The sequence below is a fragment of the Caballeronia sp. INML1 genome (genome assembly GCF_023631085.1).
Lineage (GTDB): Bacteria > Pseudomonadota > Gammaproteobacteria > Burkholderiales > Burkholderiaceae > Caballeronia > Caballeronia turbans.
The window spans coordinates 148,482-165,375 of sequence record NZ_JALQDT010000004.1 but is presented as its reverse complement, the minus strand read 5'-3'; the positions used below and the strand labels follow the sequence as shown (position 1 = coordinate 165,375).

Below are 16,894 nucleotides of genomic sequence, written 5' to 3'. Positions count from 1 at the left end.
TCAAGCGGTCAGCGTGACGCGTGCGAAACGGCGCTTGCCCACCTGCACCACGAACTCGCCCGCCTCGATCTTCAGGCCCTTGTCGGAGACGGTCGCGCCGTCGATCTTCACGCCGCCCTGCTCGATATTGCGCAGCGCCTCGCTCGTCGACGGCACGAGGCCCGCCTGCTTCAGCAACTGGCCGATCGCGATTGGGGCGCCCGCGAGCGTCACCGTCGGAATGTCGTCCGGAACGCCACCCTTCGCGCGATGGTTGAAGTCGTCGAGCGCGCGCTGTGCGTCCGCCGACGAGTGGAAGCGCGCAACGATCTCCTGCGCGAGCATCACCTTGAAGTCACGCGGGTTGCGGCCGCCTTCGGCCTCCTTCCTGAAGCCCGCGATCTCATCGATGCTGCGAAACGACAGCAGCTCGAAGTAGCGCCACATGAGCACGTCCGAAATGCTCATCAGCTTGCCGAACATCTCGGTCGGCTTCTCGCTGATGCCGACGTAATTGTTCTTCGACTTCGACATCTTCTCGACGCCGTCGAGGCCTTCGAGCAGCGGCATCGTCAGGATGCACTGCTGTTCCTGGCCGTATTGCTTCTGCAATTCACGGCCGACGAGCAGGTTGAACTTCTGATCCGTGCCGCCGAGCTCGAGATCCGCGTTCAGCGCGACGGAGTCGTAGCCCTGCATCAGCGGGTACAGAAATTCATGGATCGAAATCGGCACGCCGCTTTGGAAGCGCTTCGTGAAGTCCTCGCGCTCGAGAATGCGCGCCACCGTGTAGCGCGACGCGAGCTTGATCATGCCGTCGGCGCCGAGCGGCATCGACCATTCGCTGTTATAGCGGATTTCGGTCTTCTCGCGATCCAGCACGAGCGCAGCCTGCTCGAAATACGTCTTCGCGTTGCTTTCGATCTGCTCGCGCGTGAGGGGCGGGCGCGTCGCGTTGCGGCCGGACGGATCGCCGATCAGCGAAGTGAAATCGCCGATCAGGAAAATGACCTGATGGCCGAGATCCTGCAACTGGCGCATCTTGTTCAGCACGACCGTATGGCCGATGTGGATGTCGGGCGCGGTCGGGTCGAGACCGAGCTTGATGCGCAGCGGCTTGCCCGTCGCGGCGCTTCTTGCGAGCTTCTGCGCGAATTCGTCTTCGATCAGCAATTCGTCGCAGCCACGCTTCGCGATGGCGAGCGCGTTTTTCACATCGTCGGTGATCGGAAAGCTCTGCGCGGCGGCGGGCGCGGAAGAAGCGTTGGAATCTGTGGTCATGCTTGCGGCTTGTGAAGTCAAAAGGGTTCGATGACTGGCGAACGGCGGCGCGATCTGGCCTCAACACCGTCGCAGCGGTCCGGCGCGGCCGGATGGGACGCCGCGCGTCGAAACGCGGCGTGCGCGGAAAAAATGACGAAATCGCGCGCAATTGCTTGTTCAGGCTCAGGATTTTACGCGATGACGCGGCCATTCGCGCCGTTTCGTGTCGGATGAGGCGCGTTTGCGCGTGCTGCGGCCTGGCGAAAAGCGTCGGTCCATGAGGACGACGCCAGACGCGTCTTAACGATTCGATGCATAACGCGGATAATCGCCGCTTGAGCGAAATCCGCAACACGGCATCGACGAGGAGAGCAGCGTGCCCAAGAAAACCGAAGCAATCGAAACCGGCAAGGCCGATGGCGTGTACTTCGGTTTGATGTCCGGAACCAGCATGGACGGCGTGGACGGCGTCGCAGTGCAATTCGCGGCGGGCAAGCCGCCCGTCGTGCTCGGCGAGGCGCATGTCTCCTTCTCGAAAGGCTTGCGCGACGCGCTCTTCGAATTGCAATCACCCGGTGACAACGAAATCGAGCGCGAGGCGCTCGCCGCCAATGCGCTCGCGACGCGTTACGCCGTGTGCTGTCATGAGTTGCAGAGCATGAGCGGCTATTCGGCGGCGAAGGTGCGTGCGATCGGCGTTCACGGCCAGACGGTGCGGCATCGGCCGGAGAAGGGCTATACGCGACAGATCAACAATCCCGCGCTGCTTGCGGAGATGACCAGCATCGACGTCGTCGCCGATTTCCGCAGCCGCGATGTCGCCGCGGGCGGCCAGGGCGCGCCGCTCGTGCCGGCCTTTCATGCAACGGTGTTCGGCGAAAAGAACGAGACGCGCGTGGTGTGCAATCTCGGCGGCATCAGCAATATCACGATCCTTGCGGCAAGCGGCGAAGTGCGCGGCTTCGATTGTGGTCCGGCGAACGCGCTGATCGACGAATGGGCGTTGCGTCATCTGCAAAGAGCCTACGACGATGGCGGGCAATTCGCGGCGCAAGGCCAGGTGCATCAGCCGCTGCTCGACGCCCTTCTCGACGAGCCGTTTTTCGAACTGCCCCCGCCGAAAAGTACGGGCCGAGATCTGTTCAACCCGGCATGGATGGACGCCAAGCTCGCCGCCTTCGCGAGCCTTGCTCCCACCGACGTTCAGGCGACGCTCACCGCGCTCACCGCAACGACGGTCGCCCGCGAGATCGCGCGTCACGCGTCGGATGTGCGCGCCGTGTACGTGTGCGGCGGCGGCGCGCGCAATCCGGTTCTGATGAAAATGCTCGAGCAGGCGCTGGAAGACGGCGGCGTTGCGGGCGTGCCCGTCATGACGACCGAGGCGCTCGGCGTGCCGCCGCAGCAGGTCGAAGCACTTGCGTTCGCGTGGCTCGCGATGCGCTGCGTTGCGCGCGAGCCGGGCAATCTGCCCGCGGTGACAGGCGCGTCGGGTGCGCGGGTGCTCGGCGCAATCTACCCGCACTGACGCGCGCCCGAAAACAAAAACGGAGCCCGAAGGCTCCGTTTCGCTCACATCGACTGATTCGTGCTCAGACCGAGAACGACGAACCGCAACCGCACGTCGTGGTGGCGTTGGGGTTCTTGATGACGAACTGCGCGCCGTTGATGTCGTCCTTATAGTCGATCTCCGCGCCAACGAGATACTGATAGCTCATCGAATCGACGAGCAACTGCACGCCCGCTTTGTCCATCACGGTGTCGTCTTCGTTGACTTCTTCGTCGAACGTGAAGCCGTACTGGAAACCGGAGCATCCGCCGCCCTGCACGAACACGCGCAGCTTCAGATCCGGATTGCCTTCTTCATCGATCAATTGCTTGACCTTGTCTGCAGCCGCGTCGGTGAAGACGAACGGCATCGGCATTTCGGTCGTGGGGGTGTCGCTGACAGCGCTCATTCGAACTCTCCAATTTAGCTTCTGACCGCTATTGTAGGGCTGATCTCAATATCGTGCCGAATGTCCATGAAATCAATGGGCTATATGCAAGTTCGACATGGCGGTGATTTTGCGCGCAAAAACGAAAAAGCCGCCGGCACCAAGGTGCGGGCGGCTTTCGCAGCAGTTTCGCCAGGAACCGGTGTCCGGTCCCGGGGAAATGCCGAAGCGCTTAACGCTTCGAGAATTGCTTCCTGCGGCGTGCCTTGTGGAAACCGACCTTCTTACGTTCCACTTCACGCGCGTCGCGGGTGACGAAGCCTGCGTTCGACAGTTGCGACTTCAGAGTTGCGTCGTAGTCCATCAGCGCGCGGGTGATGCCGTGGCGCACCGCGCCGGCCTGACCCGTCTCACCGCCGCCCGACACGTTGACCTTGATGTCGAACGTGGTGCCGTGGTTCGTGAGTTCGAGCGGCTGACGCACGATCATCAGCGACGTTTCACGCGAGAAATAGTCGGCGATGGGCTTGCCGTTGACGACGATATCGCCCTTGCCCGACTTGATGAAGACACGAGCGACGGCGCTCTTGCGGCGGCCCGTACCGTAGTTCCAGTTACCGATCATGTGGGCTCCCCTTAGATCTCGAGCGCTTTAGGCTGTTGAGCCGTATGCGGATGCGTTGCTTCGGCGTAGACCTTCAGCTTCTTGATCATCGCGTAGCCGAGCGGACCCTTCGGAAGCATGCCCTTGACAGCCTTCTCGAGCGCGCGGCCCGGGAAACGCTCCTGCATCTTGCCGAACGTCGTTTCGTAGATGCCGCCCGGGTAGCCCGAGTGACGATAGTACTTCTTGTCCGTGGTCTTGTTGCCGGTGACCTTCAGCTTGCCGGCATTGACGACGATGATGAAATCACCGGTGTCGACGTGCGGAGTGAATTCAGGCTTGTGCTTGCCGCGAAGACGGCGTGCCACTTCGCTGGCGACACGGCCGAGAACCTTATCCGTCGCGTCAATCACGTACCATTCGCGCGTCACCTCTTCGGCTTTTGCGGAAAACGTCTTCATGATCGATCCAAAAAATTGATCTGCCCTTGAACTTTGCCTTGCTCGGCCCTGCTTATATGAGTGCGTTCGCGACGCGTGCAGGCTCTCACAAGCCTCTCTCCGCGGGCGTGTGGCGAAGAGAACTTTGAATTATAAAGGGAATTTGGCCGCTGCGTCAAAGATTCGCTTTACGCGGCGCGAGGGCGAAAAAAAGCCCGGGCCGCTGTGGCTCGGGCTTAATCCACCAAGGAGGAGGTGGAGGAGACAGGGACGAGTATAGGCACGGTCATGCTGCAAGGCAAGAAGATTTGCATGGTGAAAGCGTATTTCATAATTCGAAATATTGAAATCACAAATAAAGATTTCACTTCATCAATAATTTCAGTTAGTTACGACGCTTTCGCGTCATCGTTTCGGAAAAATATCCCTCTAGAGCGCATCCTCGAATCAGGTTTTTTGGGTCAACGCCGTGGCGACCGCGGCGATTGTCGCTTTGTCAACCCGTGGATGCTCGTAAGCCGCGACCCGTCGAAAATCCCTGAACGGCTACAATAAAGTTTCTGTAACGACGCGCTGAACAGCTGGAGCCTGAGCATGGAATGCAAAGTTAGCTGGATGGGACAAGGCGGCATGGCCTTCGCCGCGGAAACGGGAAGCGGCCATCTCGTCAATATGGATGGCGCACCCGAAGGCGGCGGCCGCAATCTCGCGCCGCGCCCGATGGAAATGGTGCTGCTCGGCACCGGCGGCTGCACCGCCTACGACGTCGTGATGATCCTGAAGAAGAGCCGTCAGGAAATCGAGGATTGCTCGGTCACGCTCAAGGCCGATCGCGCAAGCGAAGACCCGAAAGTCTTCACGAAGATCCATTTCCATTTCACCGTGACCGGGAAGAATCTGAATCCGGCGACGGTCGAGCGCGCGATCAATCTGTCGCACGACAAGTACTGCTCGGCGTCGATCATGCTGGCGAAGACGGCCGAACTCACGCATTCGTTCGAGATCGTCGAAGCGTAGGCCAGGTCCAGCAGAAATGAAAAAGAGCCGGCGTCGCCAGACGCCGGCTCTTTTCCTTTGAATGACGACAAAGCGGGCCGATAAGCCGGATTCTGTGCGCGCGCCAACCGAAGCCGAACGCGCGTGGCAATCATTCCTCTAGACGCGCCATTGCTGACGCGTTCAAGCTTCCTACCCGCAGACGGACGGGGGCCCCGTCCTGCATCGCGAGGATGCGCGCCTGCCTATTTGGAATTGCTCCGGGTGGAGGTTACCGTGCCGGAGCGTCTCGCGACGTCCGCGGTGCGCTCTTACCGCACCGTTTCACCCTTACCTGATCTCCGGACTTGCGCCCGAAGCCATCGGCGGTTTGCTTTCTGTTGCCCTGTTCCGCGTGTTGCCACGGATGGCCGTTAGCCATCACCCTGCCCTGTGGAGTCCGGACTTTCCTCGCCCTCTTCGGCCGAAACCGTCGAGGCCGCGATTGCCTGGCCCGCTTTGCGGCATCGATTTTAACATCGGACCTGCTTCAGCGATTGCGGCGGCCCGGTCGAAAAACGTTCGTATCGTCGTAGAAGTCGGGTGACGCGTTCGCGGCCCACCAGCCCGGCACGCCCAGCACCGGCAGCGGCGCGAACGCGCGGCTGTCGAGCGGCTCGGCGTTCAGGCGCTGCGCCACGCGTTCGTCGATCAGCGCGCGGCGGGCGGCATCGTCGAGCGTGAAATAGTCGATGGGAACCTCGACGATCCACGCGTGCCCCGTGCACGCCTTGTACGGCGCGACGAGCTTTTCCAGCAGCGCGTGACCGAAGATGCGCGCCTCGCAGCGCGTGCCCCACGCCGTGCGCTCGTCGACGAACAGCGTGCGCCAACGGAAACCGCGCAGCGCAAGCGCCAGCGATGGATCGGCGCAGGCGAAGAGCACCGCGTTTTCGTCGAAGAGCGTGAGCGCGTCGCGCACGCCGCCGCGCGTCGGGCCGATGCCGAGCGTATCGATCTGCTGTGCCTGTAGCGCGTTGAGCGTCGCCTTGATGCGCGGATACGTGAACCACATCGACCCGTTGAAGAAATCGTGGAGATTGTGGCGAGTCGGCACGCGGCCGGTCTGCGCGATATGCCCTTCGTACGAGGCGCCCGCCGGCAGTTCTTCCTGCGCGATGAACGCGAGCGCTTCGCCGCGGCCGGTGACATGGGAGGCCGCCGCCGCGTCTTCGTTGAGCGTCGCGAGATATTCGTTGTAACCGGCAAGCGCCGCCGCCTGCCAGCGCCTGCCGCGCGCTTCGATCGACGCGAGCCAGGGCCGCGCCCAGTCGATATCCGCGAAACCCGCGCTCACGTTCGAAATGTCAATGCGCGTCCGCGAAACGCCAGCCGATCGATTCGCCGCCGCGCAACGGCACGATCGTCGCGTCGCCGGCGGTGAATTCGGCGGGCAGCGTCCACGATCCGCGTTCCAGCGTCACCTTTTCCGCACTGCGCGGCAGGCCGTAGAAGTCCGCGCCGTGGAAGCTGGCGAAGCCTTCGAGCTTGTCGAGCGCGCCGGCCTTGTCGAAAGTTTCGGCGTAGAGCTCGAGCGCGTGCAGCGCCGTGTAGCAGCCCGCGCAGCCGCACGCGTGTTCCTTCAGGCCTTTGGGATGCGGCGCGCTGTCCGTGCCGAGGAAATAGCGCGGATTGCCAGACGTCGCCGCCTCGACGAGGGCCACGCGATGCGTCTCGCGCTTGAGCACGGGCAGGCAGTAGTAATGCGGCCGCATGCCGCCGACGAGCATGATGTTGCGGTTGTACAGCAGGTGATGCGCGGTGATCGTTGCACCGATCGGCCCTTCGGCCTCGCGCACGTAATCGGCCGCGTCCTTCGTCGTAATGTGCTCGAACACGACCTTCAGCGCCGGAAAATCGCGGCGCAGCGGCGTCATCACGCGGTCGATGAAGACCTTCTCACGATCGAACACGTCGATGTCGCCATCGGTTACTTCGCCGTGCACGAGCAGCGGCATGCCCGTTTCCTGCATCGCTTCGAGCGTCTTCGCGCACTTTCCAAGATCCGTCACGCCCGCGTCGGAATTGGTCGTCGCGCCCGCCGGATACAGCTTCACGCCGTGCACGAAGCCGCTGTCTTTCGCGCGGCGAATTTCGTCGGGCGGCGTGTTGTCGGTGAGATAGAGCGTCATCAGCGGCTCGAAGCGCGCGGCCGCGCCGTCCTTCGGCAGCGCCGCGAGGATGCGCTCGCGGTACGCCGCGGCCATCTCGGTCGTCGTTACGGGCGGCTTCAGGTTCGGCATGATGATCGCGCGGCCGAACTGGCGCGCCGTGTGCGGCAGGACGGCCGCGAGCGTCGCGCCGTCGCGCACGTGCAGATGCCAGTCGTCGGGGCGCGCGATCGTGAGCGAATTGGGCGAGGATGAGGTAGCGGACATGGCGTGATGACGGGGATCGGTGGAATGGCGCAAGTCCACGCGAGGACAGGAAAAAATCGCCGTGGAAATTCCACAACGCGCACGGTTATGAGCGGTTGCGCGATTTTTTCGGCCCGACCTCGGTGATATGCTTGTCGGACGTATTGTAACAACCAGGCCATAAGCCGCCCGCCCCCCGCATCATGTGCCAACTTCTCGGAATGAATTGCGCCGAACCGACCGACGTGACGTTTTCGTTCACCGGTTTCGCGGCGCGCGGCGGCGTCACGGATCATCATGCCGACGGCTGGGGGATCGCGTTCTTCGAAGACAAGGCCTGCCGGCTCTTCATCGATCACCAGTCCTCCGCCAGCTCGCCGCTCGCAGACATGGTGAAGCGTTATCCGATCAAATCGAAGAACACGATCGCACATATCCGCAAGGCGACGCAGGGGCATATCCTGCTCGAGAACTGTCATCCGTTCATGCGCGAGTTGTGGGGCCGGCACTGGATCTTCGCGCACAACGGCGATTTGAAAGGCCATACGCCCGAACTCACCGGCGTCTATCAGCCGGTCGGCACGACGGATAGCGAGCTCGCCTTCTGCGCGCTGCTGCAAGGCCTGCGCCGCGCGTTTCCGTGTTCGCAGCCGCCGCTCGAAGAACTCTTCGACGCGCTCGCCGGGCTCACCCGCGACATCACGCAATACGGCGTCTTCAATTTCCTGATGTCGAACGGGCAGGCGCTCTTCTCGCACTGTTCCACGCATTTGTACTATCTGGTGCGTAGCTGGCCTTTCTCGACGGCGCATCTGATCGACGCGGACATGTCCATCGACTTCGCCAAATACACGACGCCGGAAGACCGCGTCGCCGTGATCGCCACGTCCCCGCTTACCGACAATGAGACCTGGACGCGCTTCGCGCCCGGCGATCTCGCGATGTTCCAGTGCGGCGCGCTCGCCCGCAGCGTGAATATTCCGGTGCCGGAGGAAATCGCGAAGAAGGCGGCGGAGCCGCTCGCGAAGGCGTGCGTCGGATCGGCGCTTGAGATTGGCGAGATTCGGACGACGGCGGCGGTGGAATCGGAACTTGGGATTGAATAGATCGGTAATCTTTTGTCGACGCGCTGGTACGGTCCATTCGTCCAGTCATAGACTGAAGGCCCCAACCATAAGATCCGAGAGAGGGCCATGAACGGAAGATTCATCATTCATCGAGCGAAGAACGGCGAATACCACTTCGACCTTCATGCCGGTAACGGCGAAATAATTCTTTCGAGTCAGTTGTATGCCGACCGCGAATCAGTGGACATCGGCATCAAGTCAGTACGAGAGAATGCACCGCGTGATGAGCGCTATGAACGTACGCTCGCGTGCAATGATCAGCCGATGTTTAATCTGAAAGCAGCGAATCACAAGGTCATTGGCACAAGTCAGAGATATTCGAGTGTCGAGGCGCGTGACAACGGCATCGCGTCGGTGAAAGAGCATGCGCCTGATGCCAAGGTAGTTGCGCACACGTGACTCTAGCCAATCCTTAACGAAAAAAAAGCGCTTCGTTTCGGAAGCGCCTTTTTTTCACGACGAGGTCAGTGCAGGATCTTCGCGAGGAAATCCTTCGCGCGATCCGACCTCGGATTCGCGAAGAACGCTTCCTTCTGATCGTCCTCGACGATCAAGCCCTTGTCCATGAAGATCACGCGGTTCGCGACCTTCTTAGCGAACCCCATTTCGTGCGTCACGCACATCATGGTCATGCCTTCCTGCGCGAGTTCCACCATCACGTCGAGCACTTCGTTGATCATCTCCGGATCGAGCGCGGATGTCGGCTCGTCGAAGAGCATCGCGATCGGGTCCATCGACAAGGCGCGCGCAATCGCCACGCGCTGCTGCTGACCGCCCGAAAGCTGGCCCGGAAACTTGTCGGCATGCGCGCGCAGGCCGACGCGATCCAGCAGCTTCAAACCCTTCTGCGTTGCTTCGTCGTTCGAGCGGCCGAGCACCTTGATCTGCGCGAGCGTCAGGTTTTGCGTGATAGTCAGATGCGGAAACAGCTCGAAGTGCTGGAACACCATGCCGACCTTCGAGCGCAGCTTCGACAAATTGGTCTTTTTGTCGGTGAGCGATTGCCCGTTGATCGTGATCTCGCCCTTCTGGAACGGCTCGAGGCCGTTCACGGTCTTGATGAGCGTCGACTTGCCCGAACCCGACGGGCCGCACACCACGACAACCTCGCCCTTCTTCACTTCGGTCGTGCAGTCCGTCAACACCTGGAACTGCCCGTACCACTTGGAAACATTCTTGATAGAGATCATCTTGCGACCTTTTTCTGAAGACTTTTGACGAGGGCCGACGCCACCACGCAGATCACGAAATAGCACGCGCCCGCGAACAGGACCATCTCGACGGACGTGCCGTCGCGATCCCCGATGTTCGTCGCCGTGCGGAAGAAGTCGGCGAGACTGATGACGTAGACGAGCGACGTATCCTGAAACAGGACGATGGCCTGCGTGAGCAAGAGCGGCACCATCGCACGGAACGCCTGCGGCAGCACGACGAGTTGCATCGCCTGGCCGTAGGTCATGCCGAGCGCGAAGGCCGCATTCACCTGACCGCGCGGCACCGCTTGAATGCCCGCGCGAATGATTTCCGAATAGTACGCGGCCTCGAACAGCGAGAACGCGACCATCGCCGATGCGAGACGAATGTCGATATCCGCCGACAGCCCGAGCACGTTCTGCAACAACTGCGGCACGATCAGGAAGAACCACAGCAGCACCATCACCAGCGGGATCGAGCGGAACAGCGTGACGTACGCGCTCGCGAACCATTGCAGCGGCTTGACGCCCGACAGGCGGAACAGCGCGAGCACGGTGCCCCAGACGATGCCGACGACGATGGCGAGCACCGTGATCTGCAGCGTGATCTTGGCGCCCGTCATCAGCGTGGGCCACGACGCGAGAACACCACTCCAGTTGAAATGATGCATCACTTGCCTCCGATGTAGCCAGGCAGCCGCGTTCTGGCTTCGACCCAGCGCATCAACTGCATCACGACCAGATTGATGAGCATGTAGGCGACCGTCACCGCGATGAACGACTCATAGGTCTGCGCCGTGTAGTCGACGAGCTGACGCGCCTGCGCGGACAGATCCAAGAGACCGATGGTCGACGCCACCGCCGAGTTCTTGAACACGTTGAGAAATTCCGACGTGAGCGGCGGCACGATGATGCGGTACGCGACCGGCATCAGCACGTAACGGTACGTCTGCCATTGCGTGAAGCCCATCGCGAGGCCCGCGTTGCGCTGTCCGGGCGGCAGTGCGTTGATGCCCGAGCGCACCTGCTCGCACACGCGCGCGCCGGTGAAGAGCCCGAGACAGATGATCGACGACGAGAAGAACTGCGCGGTCGGCGGCAGTTGCTTGAACCAGTTGCCGATGGAAGGCGGCAGCAGCTCCGGTATCACGAGATACCAGACGAAGAACTGCACGATCAGCGGAATATTGCGGAAGATCGCGACGTAGACGGTGCCGATGGCCGCCAGCGTGCGATTCGGGACCGTGCGCAAGATGCCGAACAACGAGCCGACCACGAGCGCGATCACCCAGGCCGCGAGCGACACGGTGATCGTCACCCAAAAGCCGGAGATCAGCCAGCCGAGATAGGTGGTGGGCTCGCCGGTCGAAACCGGACTCAGCAGGATGCCCCAGTTCCAGTGATAAGACATGGACTCACTCCAAAAAGAAACGGAAGAAGCAAGCTCCTTCCGTTTCGTTCGTTCGAGACTCGAACCGGTTAGTCGATTGCCTTGTCATTCGGGCTCTTGTAGAGAGCCTTGATGTCGTCACTTTCGGGGAAGTTGAGGTTGAGACCCTTCGGCGGGATCGGGCTTTCGAACCACTTCTTGTAGATCTTGTCCGCTTCGCCCGACGTTTCGACCTTGGCGATCGCATCGTCGACGACCTTCTTGAACTCCGGATCGTTCTTGCGGATCATGCAGCCGTACGCTTCATGCGACTGCGGCGCGCCGACGATCACGAAATCGTTCGGGTTGTTCGACTTGGCGCGTTCGCCCGCGAGGAGCGCATCGTCCATCATGAACGCGACCGCGCGGCCCGTCGACAGCGTCAGGAACGACTCGCCGTGGTCCTTCGCGCTGATGATGTTCATGCCCATGTTCTTGTCCTGATTCATCTTGCGAAGCAGGCGCTCGGACGTGGTGCCGGCGGTCGTCACGACGGTCTTGCCCTTCAGGTCGGCCCAGTCCTTCACGCCCGAATCCTTCTTGGTCATGAGGCGCGTGCCGATCACGAAGATCGTGTTCGAGAAGGAGACTTGCTGCTGGCGTTCGGCGTTGTTCGTGGTCGAGCCGCACTCGATATCGACGGTGCCGTTCTGCACGAGCGGAATGCGGTTCTGCGACGTGATCGGCGTGAGCTTCACCTTCAGATCCTGCATGCCCAGCTTCTGCTTGACGGCCTCGACGACCTTCAGCGCGAACTCGTGCGAGTAACCGACGACGTTCTGCTTGTCGTCATAGTAAGAAAACGGAATGGACGATTCGCGATGCCCCAGCGAGATCACGCCCGTGTCTTTGATCTTCTTCAGCGTGCCCGCGTCCTGGGCATACGCGCCGGTTGCGAGAAACCCGAGCGCGGCGACGAGCAGCGCAGCCTTTTTAATCTTCATGTGTTCGATCTCCTGTGGCGAAAAACCGGGGCAAGTTTAGCAGGGTAATTATTCTGAAAGAATGATTGTTAACCCACGCCGTCTTATTTGTGAGACGCCTGATTGCAACTGGGTTGCAACGGGTTGCGACCGCGCATATTACTGGCGTTTTTGCGCGGATGCTTGACCGAATACAACTAGTCGGCCGACTTGTAGTTTTCATGCAAATGCGGGCGGCATTCCCGAGGGAATGCCGCCCGCATCATTCAAGGGGCGCGAACGCTGCCCGCATTGCGCAGACTGCTCGAGCGAGCGCGCCGCCGCATCGGATCAGGGGTAGAGGCCGCGCATTTCACGCGCCTGCAGAATCCGCGTACACGCGACGATGAACGCCGCCGTGCGGACCGAAACCTGGTGCTCGCTCGCGACTTGCCACACGCTGGCAAACGCCTCGCGCATCACGCGTTCGAGACGCTGATTGATTTCGTCCTCGGTCCAGAAGAAGCTCGAAAAGTCCTGCACCCATTCGAAATACGAGACCGTCACGCCGCCCGCGTTCGCGATGACGTCCGGAATCACGAGGATGCCCTTGTCGTTCAGGATGTCGTCCGCTGCGGTCGTGGTCGGGCCGTTCGCGCCTTCGACGACGATCTTCGTGCGAATCTTCGACGCGTTCTTCTCGGTAATCTGGTTTTCCAGCGCGGCCGGAATCAGGATGTCGGTTTCGATCATCCAGAACTCTTCGGCCTGCACGGGATCCGCGCCCGCGAAGCCGCCGACGCCGCCGTTCTTCGCGACGTGATCGAGCAGCGCGGCCGTGTCGATGCCCTTGGAGTTGTGAATCGTGCCCGTGTGATCCTGCACGGCGATCACGCGCGCGCCCGCTTCCTGGAACAGCTTGGCTGCGATGCCGCCCACGTTGCCGAAGCCTTGCACCGCGATGCGCGCGCCTTCGATCTCCATGCCGATGCGCCGCGCCGCTTCCGTGCCGACCACGAACACGCCGCGACCCGTCGCTTCCTTGCGGCCGAGCGAGCCGCCGAGCGAGATCGGCTTGCCGGTCACGACGCCCGTCGCCGTCTGGCCCTGGTTCATGGAGTAGGTGTCCATCATCCACGCCATGATCTGCTCGTTCGTGTTCACGTCCGGCGCGGGAATGTCCGTGTTCGGCCCGATGATGATGCCGATCTCGCTGGTGTACCGACGCGTCACGCGTTCGAGCTCGCCGCGCGACAGCGTGCGCGGATCGACACGGATACCGCCCTTCGCGCCGCCGTACGGCACGTTCACGGCCGCATTCTTCACCGACATCCACGCGGAGAGCGCCATCACTTCGGAGAGTGTCACGTCCTGGTGATAACGCACGCCGCCCTTGCCGGGACCGCGCGACGTGTTGTGCTGCACGCGATAGCCTTCGAAGTGCGCGACGGTTCCGTTATCGAGTTCGATCGGGCAATCGACGACGAGAATGCGCTTCGGGCGCTTGAGGGTTTCGAGCCAGCGCGAGAGAGAACCGAGATACGGCGCGACGCGATCGACCTGCTTGAGATAGTTGCCCCAGGGACCGAGATCGTCGGCGTTGAGATACGACGGGATTGCATGTTTGGCATCCGGCGTTTGCAGCGACTGCTTCGAGGAGGACATTGACGCTCCAGCGTTGAAGGAATGCGCTCATTGTCGAAAAACGCCGTTTTCAAATCCAATGCCGTTTCCTTATCCCATCATGCAAATCCTGCATAACGTCGCCAAGCCTTATGCGCCGGGCTTTCCGGACGATGCCTTTAACAATTCTTCACCGACTGCGTCCCATAGCGCGCGCATCAACGCCTGCCGCGGCTCCTCGCCAGGCGCCGCGAGCTTGTCGCGATAGAGGCGGATTTCCATCGTCAGCGTGAACTGACCTGCGGGCGTGCCGCGTGTGCCGCGATCGAGGCGGATGAGCCGCCCTTCCTCCACGGCATCTTCCACTGCGCTGTGCGGAAGGAACGCGACGCCGTGCCCGGCCAGCGCCATCGCCTTGAGTCCTTCGGCCATGTCGGTTTCATACACCTTGTCGAGATAGAGCCGCGTAGGCGCGGTCGCGATGATGACTTCGGTCATGCGCCCGAGATAGGCGTTCGGCGTGTACGACAGATACGGAACCGGGGATTCGGCGGTCGCGGGCAGCGAAAAGCGCGCGCGTCCGCCCTTGGTGACCGCGGAGAACGGACTGATCGGCTCGACGCCGAGCGTGAGCATGTCGTAGCGCGCGGGATCGAGCGCGACCGGATGACTCGGATGGTGATAGCCCATCACGAGATCGCAGCCGCCTTCGACGAGCGACAGCACCGCATCGTGAACGTTAAGCGCGCGCAGCCGCGTGCGGATGCGCCCGACCCGCGCCTCGATGTGCTCGAGCCAGCGCGGAAAGTAGGTGAGCGACAGCGTATGCGGCACGGCGAACTCGATGGTCGCCGAGGGCACGCCGCCCTGCCCGCGCAGCAGCGTGCGCGCTTCGTGGAACTGCGAGAGCATCGCGAGCGCCTGCTCGTAGAACACGTTGCCGGCTTGCGTGAGCCGCGTCGGATACACGGACCGGTCGATGAGCTCCGTGCCGAGCCACGCCTCCAGCGCCTGGATGCGCCGCGAAAATGCGGGCTGGGTGATATGTCGAAGCTCGGCGGAGCGGCTAAAGCTGCGCGTCTCCGCGAGCGACACGAAGTCTTCCAGCCATTTCAGTTCCATTCGATTCGGGCGCAAGCGGCGCTTGTTCGGCAAATGCGCATTCTAGCGGGCATGAACCGCGCGAAGGCGCGGCGCACCATTCGCATGCGGTCGCGCACGGACGCGGTGCCGTCGGCGGGTGTGCCGAATCGCGACGACGTGCCCCATGCGCGCTCGAATCCCGCGCCACCACTCGCCCGATGCGATACGTCGATCAAACATGCATTCCATTGGCATGATGCTTGCAATTTTGGGGGCCGTCGCGTGCTCTTCCGGAAGCGCGCATATACGGAAACCCGCAATGTCCAATCTGATCGCGTCGCTCAGGAGCGGCAACTGGCGCTCGCTGCTCGCCTGCTTCCTTTACTTCGATACGGGTTTCACGGTCTGGGTGCTGTATGGACCGCTCGCGCCGTTCATCGGCCGCGACGTGACGATGTCCGCCGCGCAACAGGGCTTTCTCGTCGCGGTGCCGGTGCTGGCCGCGGCGATCCTGCGCGTGACGCTCGGCAATCTCTATCAGTCGACCGACGGACGGCGCGTCGCATTGATGGGCGTCGTGCTCTCGTCGATTCCGTCGATCGTGCTGCCGCTTCTGCCTGGCGTGCCCTCGTATGCGCTGCTGCTCGTGCTCGGCGTATTTCTCGGCATGGGCGGCGCGAGCTTCGCAGTCGCGTTGCCGATGGCCGGCAGCAACTATCCACCGAAGGTGCAAGGGCTCGTGCTGGGTCTCGCCGCTGCGGGCAACATCGGCGCGGTGCTCGACGGCTTCCTGTTCCCGCATCTCGCCGATGCCTTCGGCTGGCAGATCTCGACCGCCGCCGCGCTGCCGCTGCTCGCGATCACGGCGGCCGCGCTTCTCGCATGGGCCTCCGATGCCGGCCAGAAAACCGGCAGCACGATGCGCGCGCTGTCCAGCTTCGCGGTGACGCTGGTCAGCCTCATCGTGCTGGTGCTCGCGGTGAATGGCGGCGTGTTCGGCGGCGGCAAGACCGGCGTGCTGCTATTGCCGGTGATCGGTGCGCTGATCGCGATTGCGGTGCTGCCGCGACACTATCGGTCGGTGCTGGGCGAGCGCGATACATGGGTCATCATGCTGATCTACAGCATTACCTTCGGTGGCTTCGTCGGCATGTCGTCGTATGTGACGCTGCTGCTCACGTCGCTTTATCAGATGCCGAAGCTGGAAGCGGGGCTTTTCATGTCGTTGCTCGCGTTTCTCGGCGCGATCGTGCGGCCGTTCGGCGGCTATGTCGCCGATCGTGTGACCGGCGTGCGGGCGCTGCTCGTGCTGCTCGCGGCAATTGCGATCGGCGACTTCGCGTTCGCGATCTGGATGCCGCCGGTCGCGGGCGGTGTGGCGATTCTGATCTGTCTGTACGTCGCGTTCGGTCTCGGCAACGGTTCGACGTTCCAGCTCGTGCCGCATCGGTGGAAGGGCAAGACAGGGCTGCTCTCGGGGATCGTCGGTGCGGCGGGCGGCATCGGCGGCTTCTATCTGCCGGTGATCATGGGGATCGCGAAGGAAAGCACGGGAAGCTATCAGATGGGCTTCGCGACCTTCGGCGTGCTCGCGACCTGCGCATTCGGCGCGTTGTTCATGCTGCGTGCGCAGTGGCTGCGGTGGTCGTCCACTTCCTCGCAGACGCATGATGGCGTCGCAATCGGCGGCGCGCACGCGATGGAGTGAGGCCGCGGCTTATGGCCGGCGGTCGCCGTCGATCGCCGGCCAGCGCACGAATGCGAAGACGTACAGCGCGATGAGGTCAGTGCCGGCGTCATGAACGCGAGCACCCACGAGCCGGAACGCCCCATGCGACGAATGATTCGCACAACCGGACAGGTGAGCACGGCGAGGATTGCAGCGAGAAGGATCAAGTCCTCGAATCCGACACCATCCACGC

The 16,894-nt window shown here is 62.2% G+C and carries 17 protein-coding genes and 1 other RNA gene; 5 read left to right on the top strand and 13 right to left on the bottom strand.

The genetic code is table 11. From position 1 onward, the window contains the following. Positions 1-1,260: a tyrosine--tRNA ligase gene (gene tyrS / locus NCR38_RS01800; RefSeq protein ID WP_250476286.1), complete on the bottom strand. Its 1,260-nt coding sequence runs from the start codon at positions 1,258-1,260 to the stop codon at positions 1-3. A 379-nt stretch (positions 1,261-1,639) separates the two neighbouring features. Here tyrS and NCR38_RS01795 point away from each other — a divergent pair, with 379 nt between their 5' ends. Further along, positions 1,640-2,770, top strand: a complete 1,131-nt coding sequence (locus tag NCR38_RS01795; RefSeq protein ID WP_311765913.1) for an anhydro-N-acetylmuramic acid kinase — start codon at positions 1,640-1,642, stop codon at positions 2,768-2,770. A gap of 64 nt (positions 2,771-2,834) precedes the next feature. Here NCR38_RS01795 and erpA read toward each other — a convergent pair whose 3' ends face one another. The 3 genes from erpA to rplM form a co-directional block, all read right to left on the bottom strand. Next, entirely contained in the window at positions 2,835-3,200 is a 366-nt protein-coding gene (gene erpA, locus NCR38_RS01790) for an iron-sulfur cluster insertion protein ErpA (protein ID WP_061117816.1), read from the bottom strand. A 211-nt stretch (positions 3,201-3,411) separates the two neighbouring features. Next, positions 3,412-3,804: a 30S ribosomal protein S9 gene (rpsI, locus tag NCR38_RS01785; protein ID WP_061117817.1), complete on the bottom strand. Its 393-nt coding sequence runs from the start codon at positions 3,802-3,804 to the stop codon at positions 3,412-3,414. Between the two features lie 11 nt (positions 3,805-3,815). After that, entirely contained in the window at positions 3,816-4,244 is a 429-nt protein-coding gene (gene rplM, locus NCR38_RS01780; RefSeq protein WP_008351572.1) for a 50S ribosomal protein L13, read from the bottom strand. Positions 4,245-4,817: 573 nt separating this feature from the next. Here rplM and NCR38_RS01775 point away from each other — a divergent pair. Further along, entirely contained in the window at positions 4,818-5,240 is a 423-nt protein-coding gene (locus tag NCR38_RS01775; protein ID WP_061117818.1) for an OsmC family protein, read from the top strand. A gap of 65 nt (positions 5,241-5,305) precedes the next feature. Here NCR38_RS01775 and rnpB read toward each other — a convergent pair. The 3 genes from rnpB to pyrC all read right to left on the bottom strand — a co-directional run bounded on the left by rnpB (position 5,306) and on the right by pyrC (position 7,636). Then, an RNA gene (gene rnpB / locus NCR38_RS01770) (RNase P RNA component class A) lies at positions 5,306-5,719 on the bottom strand. 29 nt (positions 5,720-5,748) lie between these two features. After that, a complete protein-coding gene (locus NCR38_RS01765) occupies positions 5,749-6,555 on the bottom strand; it encodes a DUF3025 domain-containing protein (protein WP_409241415.1) in 807 nt (268 codons plus the stop codon). A 10-nt stretch (positions 6,556-6,565) separates the two neighbouring features. Further along, entirely contained in the window at positions 6,566-7,636 is a 1,071-nt protein-coding gene (pyrC, locus tag NCR38_RS01760; RefSeq protein WP_250476285.1) for a dihydroorotase, read from the bottom strand. 182 nt (positions 7,637-7,818) lie between these two features. Here pyrC and NCR38_RS01755 point away from each other — a divergent pair, with 182 nt between their 5' ends. Further along, a complete protein-coding gene (locus tag NCR38_RS01755; protein ID WP_086960946.1) occupies positions 7,819-8,721 on the top strand; it encodes a class II glutamine amidotransferase in 903 nt (300 codons plus the stop codon). A gap of 87 nt (positions 8,722-8,808) precedes the next feature. After that, positions 8,809-9,141 (top strand): YegP family protein, encoded by a 333-nt coding sequence (locus NCR38_RS01750; RefSeq protein WP_250476284.1) that lies wholly within the window; start codon positions 8,809-8,811, stop codon positions 9,139-9,141. Between the two features lie 65 nt (positions 9,142-9,206). Here the strand turns inward: NCR38_RS01750 and NCR38_RS01745 are convergent, their stop codons facing one another. From NCR38_RS01745 to NCR38_RS01720, 6 genes are all read right to left on the bottom strand, one after another. Continuing rightward, positions 9,207-9,932 carry an amino acid ABC transporter ATP-binding protein gene (locus NCR38_RS01745; protein ID WP_061117822.1) on the bottom strand — a complete coding sequence of 242 codons (726 nt, stop codon included), beginning with the start codon at positions 9,930-9,932 and terminating at the stop codon, positions 9,207-9,209. After that, positions 9,929-10,606: a glutamate/aspartate ABC transporter permease GltK gene (gltK, locus tag NCR38_RS01740; RefSeq protein ID WP_061117823.1), complete on the bottom strand. Its 678-nt coding sequence runs from the start codon at positions 10,604-10,606 to the stop codon at positions 9,929-9,931. The genes NCR38_RS01745 and gltK overlap by 4 nt, the downstream gene beginning before the upstream one ends. Continuing rightward, on the bottom strand, positions 10,606-11,346 hold the full coding sequence (locus NCR38_RS01735) for an amino acid ABC transporter permease (protein ID WP_061117824.1): 741 nt from the start codon (positions 11,344-11,346) through the stop codon (positions 10,606-10,608). The genes gltK and NCR38_RS01735 overlap by 1 nt, the downstream gene beginning before the upstream one ends. A 68-nt stretch (positions 11,347-11,414) precedes the next feature. Then, positions 11,415-12,308: a glutamate/aspartate ABC transporter substrate-binding protein gene (locus NCR38_RS01730; RefSeq protein WP_250476283.1), complete on the bottom strand. Its 894-nt coding sequence runs from the start codon at positions 12,306-12,308 to the stop codon at positions 11,415-11,417. Positions 12,309-12,617: 309 nt separating this feature from the next. After that, entirely contained in the window at positions 12,618-13,931 is a 1,314-nt protein-coding gene (locus NCR38_RS01725) for a Glu/Leu/Phe/Val dehydrogenase (RefSeq protein WP_250476282.1), read from the bottom strand. Positions 13,932-14,039: 108 nt separating this feature from the next. Continuing rightward, entirely contained in the window at positions 14,040-15,011 is a 972-nt protein-coding gene (locus NCR38_RS01720) for a LysR family transcriptional regulator (RefSeq protein WP_250476281.1), read from the bottom strand. 280 nt (positions 15,012-15,291) lie between these two features. Here NCR38_RS01720 and NCR38_RS01715 point away from each other — a divergent pair, with 280 nt between their 5' ends. Continuing rightward, positions 15,292-16,680: an MFS transporter gene (locus NCR38_RS01715; protein WP_061117828.1), complete on the top strand. Its 1,389-nt coding sequence runs from the start codon at positions 15,292-15,294 to the stop codon at positions 16,678-16,680. Positions 16,681-16,894: the final 214 nt, after the last annotated feature.